This is a genomic window from uncultured Bifidobacterium sp. (assembly GCF_959020145.1).
GTDB lineage: Bacteria > Actinomycetota > Actinomycetes > Actinomycetales > Bifidobacteriaceae > Bifidobacterium.
In genome coordinates, this window is record NZ_CAUEQY010000026.1 from 1 (window position 1) to 15827 (window position 15827).

11 protein-coding genes and 1 tRNA gene are annotated in these 15827 nt (G+C 56.7%); 5 read left to right on the top strand and 7 right to left on the bottom strand.

The genetic code is table 11. The annotated features are described in order from the left end of the window. Positions 1–101 precede the first annotated feature (101 nt). Entirely contained in the window at positions 102–923 is an 822-nt protein-coding gene (locus tag Q5H33_RS06695; RefSeq protein ID WP_022244776.1) for an ABC transporter ATP-binding protein, read from the top strand. Positions 924–1000: 77 nt separating this feature from the next. Continuing rightward, positions 1001–1558: an FMN-binding protein gene (locus tag Q5H33_RS06700; RefSeq protein ID WP_117656124.1), complete on the top strand. Its 558-nt coding sequence runs from the start codon at positions 1001–1003 to the stop codon at positions 1556–1558. A gap of 139 nt (positions 1559–1697) precedes the next feature. On the opposite strand, the gene Q5H33_RS06705 is transcribed toward Q5H33_RS06700, so the two are convergent. From Q5H33_RS06705 to Q5H33_RS06715, 3 genes are read right to left on the bottom strand one after another with little or no spacing between them, the layout of a single operon-like run. Beyond that, on the bottom strand, positions 1698–2351 hold the full coding sequence (locus tag Q5H33_RS06705) for a TetR/AcrR family transcriptional regulator (protein WP_302423667.1): 654 nt from the start codon (positions 2349–2351) through the stop codon (positions 1698–1700). Then, complete coding sequence (locus tag Q5H33_RS06710; RefSeq protein ID WP_117754406.1) at positions 2348–4540, bottom strand: YhgE/Pip domain-containing protein; 2193 nt, start codon at positions 4538–4540, stop codon at positions 2348–2350. Before Q5H33_RS06710 ends, Q5H33_RS06705 begins: the two co-directional genes overlap by 4 nt. After that, entirely contained in the window at positions 4537–7284 is a 2748-nt protein-coding gene (locus tag Q5H33_RS06715; protein WP_055062927.1) for a YhgE/Pip domain-containing protein, read from the bottom strand. The genes Q5H33_RS06710 and Q5H33_RS06715 overlap by 4 nt, the downstream gene beginning before the upstream one ends. Positions 7285–7656: 372 nt before the next feature. Between Q5H33_RS06715 and Q5H33_RS06720 the strand changes: the two genes are divergently transcribed. Then, the gene (locus Q5H33_RS06720; RefSeq protein ID WP_302423670.1) at positions 7657–8928 is read left to right on the top strand and encodes a putative ABC transporter permease; all 1272 of its coding nucleotides are present in this window, start codon (positions 7657–7659) and stop codon (positions 8926–8928) included. 160 nt (positions 8929–9088) lie between these two features. On the opposite strand, the gene Q5H33_RS06725 is transcribed toward Q5H33_RS06720, so the two are convergent. Then, positions 9089–9325 carry a glutaredoxin family protein gene (locus Q5H33_RS06725; RefSeq protein ID WP_003833732.1) on the bottom strand — a complete coding sequence of 79 codons (237 nt, stop codon included), beginning with the start codon at positions 9323–9325 and terminating at the stop codon, positions 9089–9091. A gap of 446 nt (positions 9326–9771) precedes the next feature. After that, positions 9772–9844 (bottom strand) — tRNA-Lys (locus Q5H33_RS06730). 158 nt (positions 9845–10002) lie between these two features. Between Q5H33_RS06730 and Q5H33_RS06735 the strand changes: the two genes are divergently transcribed. Continuing rightward, complete coding sequence (locus Q5H33_RS06735) at positions 10003–11658, top strand: C69 family dipeptidase (RefSeq protein ID WP_134863196.1); 1656 nt, start codon at positions 10003–10005, stop codon at positions 11656–11658. Between the two features lie 353 nt (positions 11659–12011). Here Q5H33_RS06735 and Q5H33_RS06740 read toward each other — a convergent pair whose 3' ends face one another. Together Q5H33_RS06740 and Q5H33_RS06745 are read right to left on the bottom strand one after the other, a co-directional pair. Continuing rightward, positions 12012–13043: a glycosyltransferase family 2 protein gene (locus tag Q5H33_RS06740; protein WP_118269933.1), complete on the bottom strand. Its 1032-nt coding sequence runs from the start codon at positions 13041–13043 to the stop codon at positions 12012–12014. Positions 13044–13347: 304 nt separating this feature from the next. Continuing rightward, positions 13348–14139, bottom strand: a complete 792-nt coding sequence (locus Q5H33_RS06745) for a TetR/AcrR family transcriptional regulator (protein WP_034880342.1) — start codon at positions 14137–14139, stop codon at positions 13348–13350. Positions 14140–14374: 235 nt separating this feature from the next. On the opposite strand from Q5H33_RS06745, the gene ftsY reads away from it, so the two are divergent. Then, positions 14375–15637, top strand: coding sequence for a signal recognition particle-docking protein FtsY (gene ftsY, locus Q5H33_RS06750; RefSeq protein WP_022245665.1), 1263 nt, complete (start codon positions 14375–14377; stop codon positions 15635–15637). Positions 15638–15827 lie beyond the last annotated feature (190 nt).

Genomic DNA, 15827 nt, shown 5'->3' on the forward strand with positions numbered 1-15827 from the left:
TCGCTGCTGTTGAGCGTGCTCATCGCCGTCATCGCATCCATCCCGCCGGTTCGCCGCGCAACCCGTATCGACCCCGCCATCGTTTTGAGGGAGGAATAATCATGAGTTCCGAACATACGTTGAATACGTTGCTTGAATTGGATCATATTTCCAAGATTTACGGCGATTTGCGTGCCGTCGACGATTTGACTTTGACCGTTCCGCAAGGTGAATGGCTTGCGATTGTCGGTTCGTCGGGTTCCGGCAAAACCACGCTGATGAACATGATTGGCTGCATGGACACGCCTTCAAAGGGTTCCGTCATGCTGGAAGGCCGCAAGTTGGAGGATTTGAACGCCAAGCAGCTTGCCGACGTGCGTAAGAACATGATCGGATTGGTGTTCCAGAAGTTCTATCTGGTACCGCATCTGACGGCTGTGGAAAACGTGATGGTGGCACAGTACTACCATTCCGTAGTCAACGAGCAGCAGGCGTTGGAAGCATTGGAGCGCGTCGGTCTGAAGGAGCGTGCCCACCATCTGCCCGGACAGCTTTCCGGCGGCGAACAGCAGCGTGTGTGCATCGCACGTGCGCTCATCAACTGTCCGAAACTGATTCTTGCGGACGAACCGACCGGCAATTTGGATGAGAAGAACGAGAAAATCGTGCTTGACCTGTTCCGTCAGCTGCACGAGCAGGGCACTACCATCATCGTCGTGACCCATGATGCGCTCGTCGCATCCTGCGCCCAGCGCGAGATCATGCTCAACCATGGCGTGCTCGTCGGTGAGAAGTGGAATGATGAGGCCGCACGGAAGGTCTATGAGCAGGCGGGTGGCAAGCCGGCATACACCGGTTCCACTACGGAAGGCGCACAGAACGGCGAGACGGCCATCAGCTTCGCCGATCCGACCAAAGCCGCGAAAACCGGCGGTGAGGAATAAGCTGAAATCAGCCGAAATCGCGTTGAAATCAGCCGAACAATCCAAGCCATAGCACTGACGAATCGTACGGAGCGAACATGAGCAACGAATCATCGAATGCGATCAAAGTGATCGCACTGTCTGCGGCAAGCCTTGCGCTGCTGTCGGCATGCGGCGAACCCACGGCGACACCGATGGACGATGAATATGCCGGAAATTCCGGCGAAAGCGTGCAATCGCAGGAAGAAAATTCGAAGAACAGCGGTAGCGCCACCGACTCCGGCGATTCTGCGGATTCGGACGTCAAAAACCATGCCGACGATCCGAACGGCACTACATCCGACAAGCAAGACACCGGCAACTATGCCGACGGTACCTACTCGATCAACGGCCAGTACGGGCCGGTGGGCGAAGACACCATCGACGTGCATGTGACGGTCAAAGATCAGACCGTCACCAATGTGGAGGTTATCGGGCATCCGTTCACGTCCATCTCCAAAAAGCACCAGAATGCGTTCGCCGAAGCCATCAACGGCGTGGTGGACGGCAAGCCGCTCAAAGACCTCAAGGTAGACAAGGTGGCCGGTGCCAGCTGGACGTCGGAAGCGTTCAACAAGGCGTTGGACGTGGCCCGTCAGGAAGCGTCGATCCAGTAGGTCCAGTAGCGGCGAAAAGCCTGCAAACGTACAATGAGCGCCTCAGCTACAGCCTCACTCAAAGAGTGATTAAAGGCCGTAGCGGGGACGCTCATGAGTTTCAGATACTACTACGTGCAACTCTGCTCTGCAATGCCTTTCAGGCGGCCATAACGGGCCACAGAACAGCCGTCATGTTCTCAGGCCAAGGAATACTCGCGTCGCCATGCAACGCCTTACAGGCGAGCATGGAGCCGAGTATCGTGCTGAACAGGAATTGCGGATCCAATCCATTACGGAACACTCCGGCCTTCATGCCGCGCTCAACAAACCCAGAAAAACGCTTTTCCGCGGGAACGAGCACTTGATCGGCAATCGCATTCAACGAAGGATTATCGGAAGAAAGCACCACACCGACGGCTTTCAAACCAAGCTCACTGTCGAAAAAACAGCCCTGAATGCGTTGCAGTATCGTCAGCAGACCGTTTTTCGACAACTCGACATCGCTGAAATCCGGCAATCCCGCAACTTCCAACTGAACGCGGCGCAACAGATCGTCCGCATTCTTATAGCGACGGTAAATCGTGGTTTTCGCAACACCGGAACGACGGGCGACCTCTTCAATGGTCACCGCACCGACACCATCGGAAATCACAATCGCAAGCGTGGCCTTCATGATCTTATGATCGGTTTGCTCGCGAAGCTGCTCGCGGCGGCTCTGCGCCTTGCGAACGGCCTCATGCACGTCACTGACCGCGTCGGAAACCACATCGGAAACGGCTCCGGAAACCACCTCATGCACTCCGGTAATCATGCGACCACCTTGGTGCTTTCCACCTTCGCCACATACCACTTATTGAATTTGACCAGCGGAATACGCAGCAGCAAGCCAATCAGCAGCAGCGGAATCAGGAACAGCAACAGCGAACCGATCGCATGCCAATAATCATTGTTGTAAATACCGGCAATGGCCGCACGCAATGCCGTAATCGCATGCGTGGCCGGCAGGAACGGACTGATATCGCCGATGATCTTCGGCAGCACGGCAAGCGGATACGCGCCGTTCGCGCCGGAAATCTGCAACACCAGCGTCAGCACGCCAATGGCCTTGCCCACGTTGCCGAAGCTCGCCACCATCGTGTAGGTGAAGAACGAGAACACGAGGGAGGCCACCCAGCCGGTCAACATGAACAGCCACGGGTGCACCGCCTGAATGTGCAGGAACAGCAGGCCGCCGCCCAGCGAGAACGTGCTCTGCAACAGTGCGATCACGGCGAACACGCCATAATGGCCGAGGAACAGCTGATGCGGCTTCGGATTGTCGAGCTCCTCACGATTCTTGCGCGACACCGTGGTCTTGAGTGTTACGGCCATAAGCAGCGATCCCACGAACAACGGCAGAATCGTGTAGAACGGAGCCAATTGCGAGCCGAAATTCTCCACAGGGAACACAGCCGTGCGCTTCACCTGGACGGGAGCTGCAAGAGCCGCCGCCAGCGAATCGGTGTTGTTGCCGAGCACGTCCTTGACGGTGTCCATATTGCCGCTGTTCAGCGCGTCGGAAAGCGTGCCATTGAACGAAGACAGCGCGGTGCTCGCCTTAGTGAGGCTTTCGGCGGTGGAATCCAACACCGTGCGAATATTGGTCAGCTGCTTGCCTGCCGACTTCGTGGTGCTGTTGAGATCTCCCAACGCGCCCTTCAGATCGGTGGCTGTGCTGCTCAGTGCGGTGGCCGTGCTGCTGATCGAATCGGAAATGTCGTTGAGCTGCGGCTTGAGCTGGCTGTCGAAATCGGTTTTGATGCCGTCGATGGAGGCCTTCGCCTGCTGGGCAAGCTGGCTCACGCGCTCGCGGTCGGCTGTGGTGTCGCTCACTTTCGCGTCGATATTGTCGGCGCTGGTGTTGAGTGAGTTCGCTAGATCGTTGAGTTGCGTAATGGTCGCGCCCACGTTGGTTTTGAGATGATTGATGGCGATTTTCGCGACTTCCGGCACCAGATTGTTGTTGCTGAGCTCGTCGAGGGCATCGTAGATGTTCTGATAGCCTTGCGCCTGCTTGGATACGTTCGCAGCCTGATTGCGCAGGGCGGTGGCCGTATTGCCGGCTTGGGTGCCCGCATTGTTGAATACGCTGTCAATATCGGTGGAGACAGCGCCGAAGCTGTTCGACGAGCTGCTCAACGCGGTGCTGAGCGCATTCGTGCTGGTTTTGACGGCTCCGGTCAGATCGTTGATGCCGTTCTTCGACTGTTTGAGCTCGTTGACGGCGTTCTTCGCGCTGCCGCTCACGTTGGAAAGCAGGCTGTTGGAGCTGTCGAGCAGGTTCTGCGCGCTCAACGTCAGCGAGCTGAACGTGGTCAACGCGGATGACGTGTCGTTCAGCGTGTTCGCGAAGTTGTTCATATTGTTGCTGAAGTTGGTGAGCGTGGCCTGCGATTTCGGTTTGTCAAGCTCATCGGCCAGCTGCGAGGCGATGTTGAGCGCGGTGCTCGTCAACGTTGCGGAGAACATTTCGTTGATCTGTGCTGCCACGGTGTCGGCTCCCTGGCCGGTGATCTTCGGAGCGAGTGCGTTCTTCTTCTCGTTGTTGTAGTAGGTGAGTGTGGCATGGTCGCCGTCCGCGGTGAAGAATGTCATCATGCGGGTGCTGAAATCCTTCGGAATCACCACTGCTGCATAGTATTTGCCGGATTTGGTGCCGTCGATGGCCTCTTTTTTGGTGGTGAAGGTCCAGTCCATCTGGTCGTTGGCGCGCAAGGTGTTGACCACCTGATCGCCGATACTGATCTTCACGGGAATGAGATCGGACTTGTAGCCTTCATCGTCGTTGGCGACGGCGAATTTCAGATTGCCGGTGTTGGCGAATGGATCCCAGCTTGCGCTCACGTTGAACCAGGAGAACAGGCCAGGAATTACCACCAGTCCGATGACGATGATGATGGAGACGATGTTGCTGGTCAGGCGTCGAACGTCGCCGACGAACAGTTTCCAGATGTTTTTCATGCGTTGCTCCTTTCGCTGTTACCGTTGGGATTGGTGTTGCTCGCTGTGCCGGTGTTGCCGGTCGCGTTCATGGCCTGTACCAGTGTTGCGATGCCGTCGGCATCGGCTTGGCTGGTGTCTGCGACGTTGGCGATCGCCTGTTTGGTTTCGTGTTTTCTTCGTTGTGCCTTGCGCATCAGCTTGTCTCGCCTGATTTGTTGCGCACGCTTCTTGCGGCGCAGCCTTGCAGCTTGGCGTTCCACCAGTTGTTCGCGAATCGCTTCGTCGCTGAGGCTGCCGAGTTCCACCTGGCGTTGCAGGCTGAAACGCATATATTCGATGACCATCAGGAATCCGATGATGAGCAGCACCCAGATGATCCAGGTGGCAAGCACCACGATCTTCTCGCCGTTGGTGAAGGAGAAGATCAGCACCAGAATCACCGGCACAATGAAACCGGCAACCAGCGCGCCACGCTTGAGCTTCGGATACAGTTCGGCGAAGCGGCTCGCACGTTCCTCGATCGCCTCACGGTAGCCGCCCTTATCGGCGAGCACTTGAATGGCCTGGGACACGTTGTAGCCGCGTTCCGGAAGCTGTACCTCCTCGCCGATGATCATGTCGCTTTCCTTGATCTGACGGGCGAACAGGCGGTTGAGATTGACCAGCAGCGGGCGAATCGCAAGTCCGATGAAGAACGCGACCACGGCGAACATCAGTAGCGCGCCAATCGACTTGAGCCAATGCCCGTCGTAGAAGCCGGCAATCGTCTCACGGAACGCGTCAATCGAATAACTGAATGGTACGAACGGGTAGACCATGCGGAAGAATTTCGGCATCATCTCAATCGGATACAGGCCGGAAGCGCCCGGAATCTGCACGATGATCAGCGCGACGCACAGTCCCTTGCCAATATGCATGAACGAGGTCGACAGCGCGAAGGTGATGCTCAGATATACCAGCGACGTGATGACGCCGGTAAGTATGTACAGCGGCGCGTTCACCGTCTGCACGCCGATGATGAGGTTGCCGATGGTGGTGATCGCGCCTTGGATGGCGCCCATGATGCCGAGCAGCATGTAGCGGGCGAAATATTTTTCGGAAGTGGTCAAGTCGAGGTCTTCGAGGCCTTCATCGTCGACCTCCACCTTGAAGATCACCACGAAGGCGAACGCGCCCACCCACAGGGCCAGGTTGGTCATGAGCGGAGCCATGCCGGAACCGTAGGAGTTCATCGGATACACGTTTTTCGTGTCGATCACCGTGGGGGACTGCATGAACGAAGCGATTTTCTCCGTGTTGAGGGAGCTGTCGCCGGTCAGGCTTTTCAGCATGTCAACGCTGCCGAGCGCTTTCAGGTCGGTGCTGACGGTGATGAGCTTGTTCTCCACCTGCTCGAGCTGCTTGTCGGTGTTCTGCAGCGTGGTGCGGGTGTCGTTCGCCACCTGGTCGAGTTGGTCGAGCACGGCGGAGGTCTGGTTGACCACGGTGGTCTGGCTGGTTACGGTGCCGGACAGTGTGCCGGCGGTCATGGCGAGCGAGCTCAGACCGGAGTTGAGCTGGGGGAGCGCACCGGAATTCAACGTGTTGCGGGCATCTCCCATGCTTTTCAGCGAATTTTGCGTGCTGGTGTTGAAGTCGGTGGCGAGTTTGGACACGCTGTCGGACGTGGATTGCGTGTTCTCGCTCAACGTTTTGAGGTCGTTGAGCGTGCCAGCGGCCGTGTTGTTGGTGTCTTCGAGCTTCTTGATGATGTCTTGGTACTGTGCGTTGTCGCTGACGTTCTTGAGCTTCTCGATGAGCCGGGCGTTGCTGTCGGTCACGCTTTGCATGTTGCTGACGGCCTGCTGTGCGGTGCCGCTTGCGGACGAGACGGCCGTGGTCACCTTGTTGATGCTGGTGGTGGTGTCGCTGGCGGCCTGCGAAATCAGGCCGGAACCGTTCTCCAAAGCGGTGTTGGCGTTGGACGTGAAGGTATTGAGGCCGTTTTGTGCGGTGCCGATGGCGGTGGCGGTGTTCGCCAGTCCCTTGCCCGCGCTTGCTGCGGCCAGCTGCACGTCGTTCATTGCCTGACGGGCGGATTGCGTTTGTTGCGGCACGTTGGCGAGCTGTGCGTCAAGATCTTCGATGGTGGAGCGGATGAGGCTTACGTTCTTCTGGGTTTTGTCGAGTTCTGCTGTGGTTTCGTTGACGAAGGAGTTGGTTTTGCCGTTGATGGTGTCATTCGCGGAGTTCACGGCTTTAGTGAGTACTTCGCTGACGGTGGAGACGAAGGTGTTGTTGACGGTACGGTCGACGGTGGTCGCGCCTTGGTCGGTAATTTTCGGGGAGATCGGGCTCGATTTTTCGTTGACATAGTATTCCAGCGTCGGCCGGTTCTTGCTGTCGGTCACGACGTTGGCGAGATCCTCGCTGAAATCGGAGGGGATGATGATCGCCGCATAGCAGTCGCCGGACTGTACCGCTTCCATCGCTTCGGCCTTGCCCATGAATTCCCAGCCAAGCTGGTCGTTGTCTTTCAGCGTGTCTTCGATCTGGTCGCCGAGGTTCATTTTGCCGAGCAGGGCGTTGTCGGTGCCTTTGTCGACGTTGGCCACGGCAACTTTGATGCCTTGGGTATTGCCATACGGATTCCAGAATCCGTAGATGTTGAACCATGCGTACAGCGGCGGAATGATGGTTATACCGATCATGATGACCCAGGCGGCAGGTACGGTGACGAGTCGTTTGAGGTCACGACGCAGAATCTGCAGTACGTTGCGCATTGTCTCCCCAGTCCAATGGATGTTCGACCGTGTTCGCGCGTAGCGATACGTTATTCGTAGCGCTACGCCTCCCGTATCGTAATACCCGCTCTCGGACAAATTTGGGCACAGGCGTAAATGCGCTCCGTCCATGACTGAAATAAACACGACAAACCGCGGCAGGACTGTGAATCTTGCTGTTGGAGACCGCGCAACTTGCCTTCTGTGTCTGCGCAAGTCGAGTCTGCTGTCTGCGCATCTTGTGATTGCGGGATGACATGTGACTTGCGCAGGCAGAAATCGCAGGTTGTGCGCGTTGCGCGCAAACAATCATCTCGTGTAGCGCACTGCGATCGGGTTTTGGTAGCGTTGTGCAGGGAAGGACGAACAAGCATGAGCAAGATTGAAGATGTGAGCGAAGCCATCGCCGACGAAACCGAAATCGCAGCAATCGAAGAGGCCGGCATCATTGCGCAATCGCAATCGGCGGAAGATGACGGCAATCCTGCTGACCGCAGGCTGCCGCTGATTGCACGTATTTACGGCATCGTCATGTTGATCGAAGGCGTGGTGACGTTGCTGATCATCGTGATTTCCTGCCTGTATGCAATCCACGCCGCGCTTTCCGGCAAACTGGCGTTTGGCGCGCTGAATCTCACCACTATTCTGTCGGTTATTCATGCTGCAGTGCTGCTGGTCTCCACCGCATGCCTTGCGATTTTCGGCATGCTGCTGATTCTCAACAAGCGTCGGCATATCGCGCAATGGACGTATCTGATGATTCCGCTCACGCTTGCGGAAGGCCTATTGTCGTTGTCGTTGCAGGGTTTGGGTGTGAATCTGATCAGTCCGACCGTGCAGCTGCTTGTATTGGTTGCGTTGCATATCACGGCTGATCCGTCGCTGTGCGAGGAGCGACGTTTGCAGTTCGCGCTTCGTCGTTTGGATGCGCGCAGCGAGTATGAGACGGCTGTTTCGAAGGGTATGGCAGGCCGTGATCTGACCGGCAAGGGCTACATTTCGTTGGATTTCTTCAACCTGTTTTGGCTGTTTGTGGTCGGATGCGTGTTTGGTCTGGTAGTGGAGACGCTGTACCACTATGTGCTGTTCGGCGAATGGCAGGATCGCGCCGGTTTTTTGTGGGGGCCGTTCTCGCCGATCTACGGCTTTGGCGCGGTGATTCTGACGGTGTTGCTCAACCACTTGTGGCGGTCGAATTGGATGCTGATCTTCTGCGCGAGCGCGGTGATTGGCGGCGCGTTCGAATATTTCACCAGCTGGTTCATGGAGGTTGCGTTCGGTATTCGCGCGTGGGATTACACGGGTCAATGGCTGTCGATTGATGGGCGTACATCCGGCAAATACATGTTTTTCTGGGGAATACTCGGCTTGGTGTGGGTGAAGCTGATTCTGCCGCATTTGCTTGCGATGATTCAGCGTATTCCGTGGAAGATTCGCTATACGTTGACGGCGGTGTGTTTCGCGCTGATTTTCGTTGACGGCGTGATGACGTTGATGGCGCTGGATTCCTGGTATTCGCGTATGGCTGGTATTGCGCAGAATTCGCCTGTTTCGCAATTCTTCGCCACGTATTTCGACGACGACTTCATGGCCAATCGGTTCCAGACCATGACGCTCGACCCGTCCACGGCCAGCCGCATGTAGTGTCTGACTGTTTTATGGATGACTGCTTTATGGGCTAGATGGCGAAGCTTTGTGGAAGAACGTGTATGGTGCGTCCGCTATTGGTTGCGCCGTGCACGGCTGCATGTGATCTGTGCCCGCACTGCCTTTGTGGACTCGGTGCCCTGCGACTTCTACGCGCTTAGGCGGCGAAGCTTTGCGCGAGCTGGCGGATGAGATCCGGCCTATGTCCACTCCATGAGGAGTTCGGTGAGATGACGACCGGAATCTGCTTGAAGCCAGCGTTTTTGATCTGTTCGAAGGTGGACGGGTTCTTCGTCAGATCAACGGTGTCGTAACGCACGCCCAGCTTTGCGAGCTCTTGTTCGGTGGCTTCGCATTGCGGGTTGCTCGGATTGGTGAAGACGGTCACGGTCATTCGATTTCCTCCCTATGCAAAAATGGCTTCCGTCGTTTGCGAAAGCCGTGTCGGCCACGTTCTTCGGTTATGCTCGCTTACGCAAGCCACTATCTAGCATACACACTACCGGTAGTGGTGTGTCGTGAGTTTCCTCACTGTATATAGTGGGGAATTCCCCAAAATTCCCCAAAATACGAACGTTTGTTCGAATATGTCTAGTGTACCCCAAACCACGGAATTCACGTCCGCGCGCATGTCGAAACTGCTTCTAGTGCTGTTTCTAATGCTGTTGGATGGGCGCAAGATGCGTTTCGGGAGGTCGTGAAATGACATCGAGTCTGCGATGCCTGTAGCGGTGAATGTGTTGAATAAATGTTGAATCGGACCATTTGATCCATTAGACTGCAAAAACAAGAAAGTCTCGGAAACCGTTGAAAACATTGACTTCCGAGACTTTTCGCATGTGCCCCCCGTGGGATTCGAACCCACAACCCACGACTTAAAAGGACGCTGCTCTAACCGTTGAGCTAGAGGGGCAACAGTGAGACAGTATACAGCATATTTACGCAAAACGCCACACGAATCAGCTGTAAGTAACAAAAAACGTGGATTATCACCAAGTCATCGCCGAATCATCATCGAATTCTCGCGAATCGCAGCGTCATTTCTGCATATCTGCTCGTACAGTGGAACGCATGTCATGTACCACGATTCTTGTAGGCAAGAAAGCCAGCTACGACGGCTCCACCATCATCGCACGCGACGATGATTCCGGTTCCGGACGTTACGATCCCAAGAAATTCATTGCGGTAGCACCGCAAGACCAGCCGAGACATTACCGCAGTGTGCTCAGTCATGTCGAAATTGACCTTCCAGACAATCCATGCCGATACAGCATTGTGCCGAACGTGCTGCCGAATCGCGGAATTCTCGCGGAAGCGGGCGTCAACGAGCGCAATGTGGCGATGAGCGCCACTGAAACCATCGCGGTCAACGAGCGCGTGCTAGCCGCTGATCCGCTCGTTGAACTGCAACCGGCGAACGAAGCCGCTGATACCCCTGAAATTCCGGGTGGAATCGGAGAGGAAGACATCATCACCCTTGTGCTGCCTTACGTAACCACGGCGCGCGAAGGCGTCGCACGTCTCGCCGAACTGCTTGAAACATACGGCACCTACGAATCGAACGGCATCATCATTTCCGACGTAAACGAAATCTGGTACGTCGAAACAATCGGCGGGCACCATTGGATCGCCCGCCGCGTGCCGGACGATTGCTATGCGACCATCCCCAACCAGCTCGGCATCGACGATTTCGACTTCGACGACGCCTTCAGCACCCAACGCGAGTTCATGTGCAGTGCCGATCTGCGCGAATTCATGGACGCGCACCACCTTGACCGCACTATGAGCGCGGGTGCGAGTAGCGGCTTCGGATTCCAGCCGACGAGCGTTTTCGGAAACGCCAGCATGAACGGCGGTGGCAATAGCAGTAGCGGCGCGGCGCTGGGTCACAACCATTTCAATCCGCGCACGGCTTTCGGCACCGCCACCACCAAAGACCGCATCTACAACACGCCACGTGCCTGGTATATGCAGCGCCACCTCAATCCAAGCGAGGACTGGGATTCGCCGGCCGCCCGCTACACGCCCGCATCCGACGATATTCCGTGGTGTCGTGTGCCTGAGAACGCTGTGACGCTCGAAGACGTCGACTTCCTGATGAGTGCACACTTCGAGGGGACCCCTTACGATCCGTACGGTACGCTCGGGACGCCGGAAAGCCGCCATCGCTACCGTCCGATCGGCATCAACCGCACCGGGCATATGGTGGCCATGCAGATTCGTCCGTACGCGCCGGAGGCAAGCCGTTCGATCATGTGGATCTCATACGGTTCCGGCCCCTTCACCGCGGCCACGCCGTTCTATGCGAACGTCGACGATACGCCCGCCTACCTGCGTGACACCACGCCGGAAGTCTCGACCGGCAACCTGTACTGGGCGAACCGTTTGATCGCCGCGCTCGCCGACGCGCATTTCTACGAAACCAGCAATGCGATCGAAGGATTTGCGGAATCGGCCCGCGCTTACGGCCATCGTCTGGTGGAACGTACTGATGCCGAATTGCGTGAGATTGCTGCACAAAAGAGCGTGTCCGAATCGCAGGAGCGTGCAGGGGCCGCGGAGATTACGGAAAACGCAAGTATTGCAATTATCGCAAAACTGCAGCAGTCCAACGAAGAAATGGCGGAATATTTGCGCACTCACGTTACGAAACTGCTCAACGACGTGCTCTACACGTCCAGCAATCTCATGCACAACAGTTTCGCCATGTCCGACCGCTGGAACTAAGCATAAAGCCCCGAAATCCGGCAAAACCCGTCCCAATGAGCCAGGTTTCCGCGCTTGGGGGCCGCATGAACGTAGGCTGTTGGAAGCGTCAGTGCTGTTTCCAACAGCCTCACGACTGCATCCTTGCCCCGTACGTCAGTTTTTGCCCATATCTCGCTTATATATGGCAGATTTCGAGAGCTGACACGAGGCATTTCGCTTATATATGGCAATCTTGCTTGGTAACAAGGCGATTTCGGGGGGTAAAAATATACCCTCTAAGTCACCTTGTTACCAAGGGTATCTGCCATATATAAGCGAGATGTCAGCGGACGAACTGCGGTATCTGCCATATATAAGGCAGATAGTGCCGATCAGTTGAACCCGACGACGTGTTCCGCCACGAAATATCCCTTGCGAATCACGAAACGACCGATCGACCCGCGCAAATTCAACGCACGAGACATGGCCTTCTTGCGCACATCCTTGTAAATAGTGGGGGAGTACGCCTTAATGTCGTCCCACATATCCTTTTTCTTCTCATAATTTTCCGGATCGCGAGACAAAATCATGAACACACTTGCCACGGAACTTTCAATCGCCAGGAAGTGGATCATATAACGGTATAGGCCGTCTGGCACCGTGTCGCGTTCCGGAGTTGCACGCACCATGCACTGGTTGACGAGGCGCAGCTGGTCGACGCGGCGGATCATCACATCGGTCTGCACGCTTTGCCCGTCGCGCCCGATGAAATAGTGGTAGAACGGCGTATCCAAATACTTCATGGTCTTCACCCACGGGAACGGTTGGTACGCGTAAATGAAGTCCACGTAGAACGTGTGCTCCGGCAGCTGCATGCCGGACTCTCGCACCACGGCGGTGCGGTACGTCAGCGCGTGCATGAGAATGTATTCAGCCAAGCCGAAATGCCCAAGATCGTTCCAGGCCAGGCGCTCGCCGGCCTTCATGGCATGGCGGAAGTTCACCACATGCTTGTTGCGTTTGCCAACCTTGTCATACACATAATTGGTGACGAGCATGTCGATCGGCTCGGTGGAATCGGCCTCTTCGCGCAGCACGGCCATGACCTGTTCGAGCGATTCGGGGCCAACCCAATCGTCGGCGTCAACAACCTTCACGTACATGCCGCTTGCCGCCGCGATGCCGGTGTTGACGGCTCCGCCATGCCCCTTGTTCTCTTGGTGGATGGCGCGCACGATGCCTGGATAGCGGGCTTCGAATTTCTGTGCCATTTCCAGCGTGCCGTCGGACGAGCCGTCATCCACGATCAGCACTTCGATGTCGTCGTTGCGCTTCGCTGCGATTAACGACATGACGCATCGTTCCAAATATTCGGTCATGTTGTACGCGGGCACCACGAAGGTGAGCGTCTTCTTCTCCTGCATAGTCTTCCTTGGTCGGCCGAGGTGACCTGCCGCGCGCGGCGCGTGGTCACTGCGTAACGAAACTAACGTAGCACCTTGTTCGCTTCAGGGGAACGGTTTGTACGCAATAGGCACCCTGAATAGCGCAATCTGCACCTGAAATTTCCCTTAAGGGTACCGTTGTTGACAATTTGTAAGTTTTCGTCGATGCTTGTTGGCTTGTGCGATGCTTGCGATTCCCCTGTTGCTGGTACTGTTCGATTCTTGCGTCTGGCGCCTGTTGGCGTTGGCTGCGATGCTTACGATGACTGGGGGCGGCTGGGTTTTACGACTGCTGTTCGGCTTGCGTGCCTTGGCTTCCGGCTGCGCCTTGTTCGGTATTCTGTTCAGCGTTCTGCTCGGCTGGGCTTTCCGTATTGTTTTGTGATTGTGCCTCTTTTGCGGCCTTGCGCTCGCGTTTCGCGATTTCCTTGATTTCGCGCCTTTCCTGCTTTTCCGCCTCTTTTGTGGCTTTGTCGCTTTCGAAACGCAGTTCCGGCTTGGCTTCCATGCGGCTCAAGCCATGCCAGGCCAGATTCACGATGTGCGCGGCAATCTGCTCTTTACTGAGTTTGCGCTGGTCCGCCCAATACTGGCAGGTATATACGGTCATGCCGATGAGCATCTGCGCGTAGTATGGCACGCCCTTGGCCGGCAGGTGCTGGCGTTTGAACGCTTCGGCGAGAATGTCTTCCACGCGCAGGGCGATGTCTCCCAAAAGCGAATTGAACGAGCTGGCCGGATCGGTTTTCGGCGAATCGCGGGTGAGCACTCGGAATCCTTCAGCATTCTCCTCAACATAGGTGAGCAGTGCCAGCGCCGTGCGTTCCACGATTTGACGGGGGTGCGCTTGTGGGTCGGAGAGCGCGTTGACGAGCGTGTCGGTAAGCGCGCGCATCTCACGGTCCACCACCACAGCGTACAGGCCCTCTTTGCCTCCGAAATGCTCGTACACAATGGGTTTCGACACTTTCGCGGTGGCGGCGATCTCCTCCACGCTCACTGCTTCGAACCCCTTCGACGCGAACAGCGAACGACCGATTTCGATGAGCTGCTCGCGCCGCTGATACGACGTCATTCTGGATGTATTGGCCATGCCGTCCAGTTTTTCATGCCCCGTGGATAGTCTGTCCGATTCTGGTGAATCGGACAACTGTGGTGCGTATGGCGTTGTCTACTTGTCCGTTTCTCCCGAATCGGTCATCTGCACGTCGGATTCGGATGGTTTGTTGTCCGATTCTGCAGAATCGGACATTCGTGGTGCGTCCGCGGGGCGGAGCCGGTGTGTCCGTTGCGCTTTTTAGGCTGGAGTCATGGATACGAATGTGATTATTGCGATTGTCGCCGTTGTCGTTATCGCGGCAATTCTGGTGATTGGCGGTTGGTGGCTCGGTAAGACCCGCAAGAACGCCGTCGATAAGTCCACGGAGGATGCGAAAGCCAAGGCTGACGCCCGTCTTGCTGCGGAAGCAAAGTCGGCTGCGGCTGATTCTTCCACGGTGAAGCCGTCCGTTGATTCCAATGTTGATGCAGCTGAAAAAGCTCCGGCTGAAAGTCAGCAGAAGTCCTCAGCTCAAGCTTCCTCTTCCGAAACGGCAGCTCCTGCACCAGCCACCGAAGCCAAGCCCGAACCGGTTCATGAAACCCCCGAATCCGCCGGCACGCGCATGCAGCGTCTTAAGGCGCGCCTGTCGAAATCCGGCAATCCGTTCGGCAAGGCTCTGTTCAACATTCTTGCGAAGGATCAGCTTTCCGAAGCCGACTGGGAAGACGTCGAAGACACCCTCCTGCTTGCCGACGTGGGCGCGGAAGCCAGCGAACAGCTCGTCGAGGAACTGCGCAACGACGCCCGAATCGCAGGCCAGTCCGATCCGGCCGAAGTGCGTGCCGCGCTGAAGGACAAGCTGTTGAAGCTCGTAGGCACTGACACGGATCGCCGCCTCAATGCCAATAAGGAGGGTGCCAACAAACCAAGCGTCATCATCATGGTCGGCGTGAACGGCACGGGCAAAACCACCACTGCGGGCAAGCTTTCCCGCCTGCTTGTTTCCGAAGGCAAGCAGGTCATGTTGGGCGCTGCCGATACCTTCCGCGCGGCGGCCGCCGACCAGTTGGAAACTTGGGGTGCCAAGGTCGGCGTCCCGGTCGTGCGTTCCGACAAGGACGGCGCCGATCCGGCGTCCGTCGCATTCGAGGCCAGTGCCAAGGCCAAGGAAGAGAACGCCGACGTGCTCATCATCGACACTGCGGGCCGCCTGCAGAACAAGGCGAACCTCATGGACGAGCTCGGCAAGATCCGCCGCGTTACCGAAAAGAACCTTCCGGTCGACGAGGTGCTGCTCGTGCTCGACGCCACCACTGGCCAGAATGGCATGACCCAGGCCAAGGTGTTCGCCGAAGCCATCGGCATTACCGGTGTGGTGCTCTCCAAGCTCGACGGCTCCGCAAAGGGTGGCATTGTGATTTCCGTGCAGAAGGAGCTTGGCGTGCCCGTCAAGCTTGTCGGCCTTGGCGAAGGTCCGGACGATCTCGCCCCGTTCGATCCGGAAGGCTTCGTCGACGGCATCCTCGCCTGAGCTGATTGCGCTCCCGAGAAAGCCTCCCCGCGTGGGAGGCTTTCTTTTTACCCCCGACCAGTCCTATTTCGCCTATATGGCAGATACGCTGAAAAATGGGCTGATATTGGTTTGGCCTGAGAGCGGTGCGCAATTTGAAACAAAACGTGCCAGCCGCTTTATTCCGCCGTTTTCGGTTGACGTAATGGCG

Coding starts and splice junctions, on each gene's coding strand:
- Q5H33_RS06745 (WP_034880342.1), bottom strand. CDS start 14,139: ATGACGTCGTATCAGCGGCGCGAGCAGCTCATCGAAATCGGTCGTTCG.
- Q5H33_RS06720 (WP_302423670.1), top strand. CDS start 7,657: ATGAGCAAGATTGAAGATGTGAGCGAAGCCATCGCCGACGAAACCGAA.
- Q5H33_RS06735 (WP_134863196.1), top strand. CDS start 10,003: ATGTCATGTACCACGATTCTTGTAGGCAAGAAAGCCAGCTACGACGGC.
- Q5H33_RS06705 (WP_302423667.1), bottom strand. CDS start 2,351: ATGATTACCGGAGTGCATGAGGTGGTTTCCGGAGCCGTTTCCGATGTG.
- Q5H33_RS06710 (WP_117754406.1), bottom strand. CDS start 4,540: ATGAAAAACATCTGGAAACTGTTCGTCGGCGACGTTCGACGCCTGACC.
- ftsY (WP_022245665.1), top strand. CDS start 14,375: ATGGATACGAATGTGATTATTGCGATTGTCGCCGTTGTCGTTATCGCG.
- Q5H33_RS06725 (WP_003833732.1), bottom strand. CDS start 9,325: ATGACCGTGACCGTCTTCACCAATCCGAGCAACCCGCAATGCGAAGCC.
- Q5H33_RS06740 (WP_118269933.1), bottom strand. CDS start 13,043: ATGCAGGAGAAGAAGACGCTCACCTTCGTGGTGCCCGCGTACAACATG.
- Q5H33_RS06700 (WP_117656124.1), top strand. CDS start 1,001: ATGAGCAACGAATCATCGAATGCGATCAAAGTGATCGCACTGTCTGCG.
- Q5H33_RS06695 (WP_022244776.1), top strand. CDS start 102: ATGAGTTCCGAACATACGTTGAATACGTTGCTTGAATTGGATCATATT.
- Q5H33_RS06715 (WP_055062927.1), bottom strand. CDS start 7,284: ATGCGCAACGTACTGCAGATTCTGCGTCGTGACCTCAAACGACTCGTC.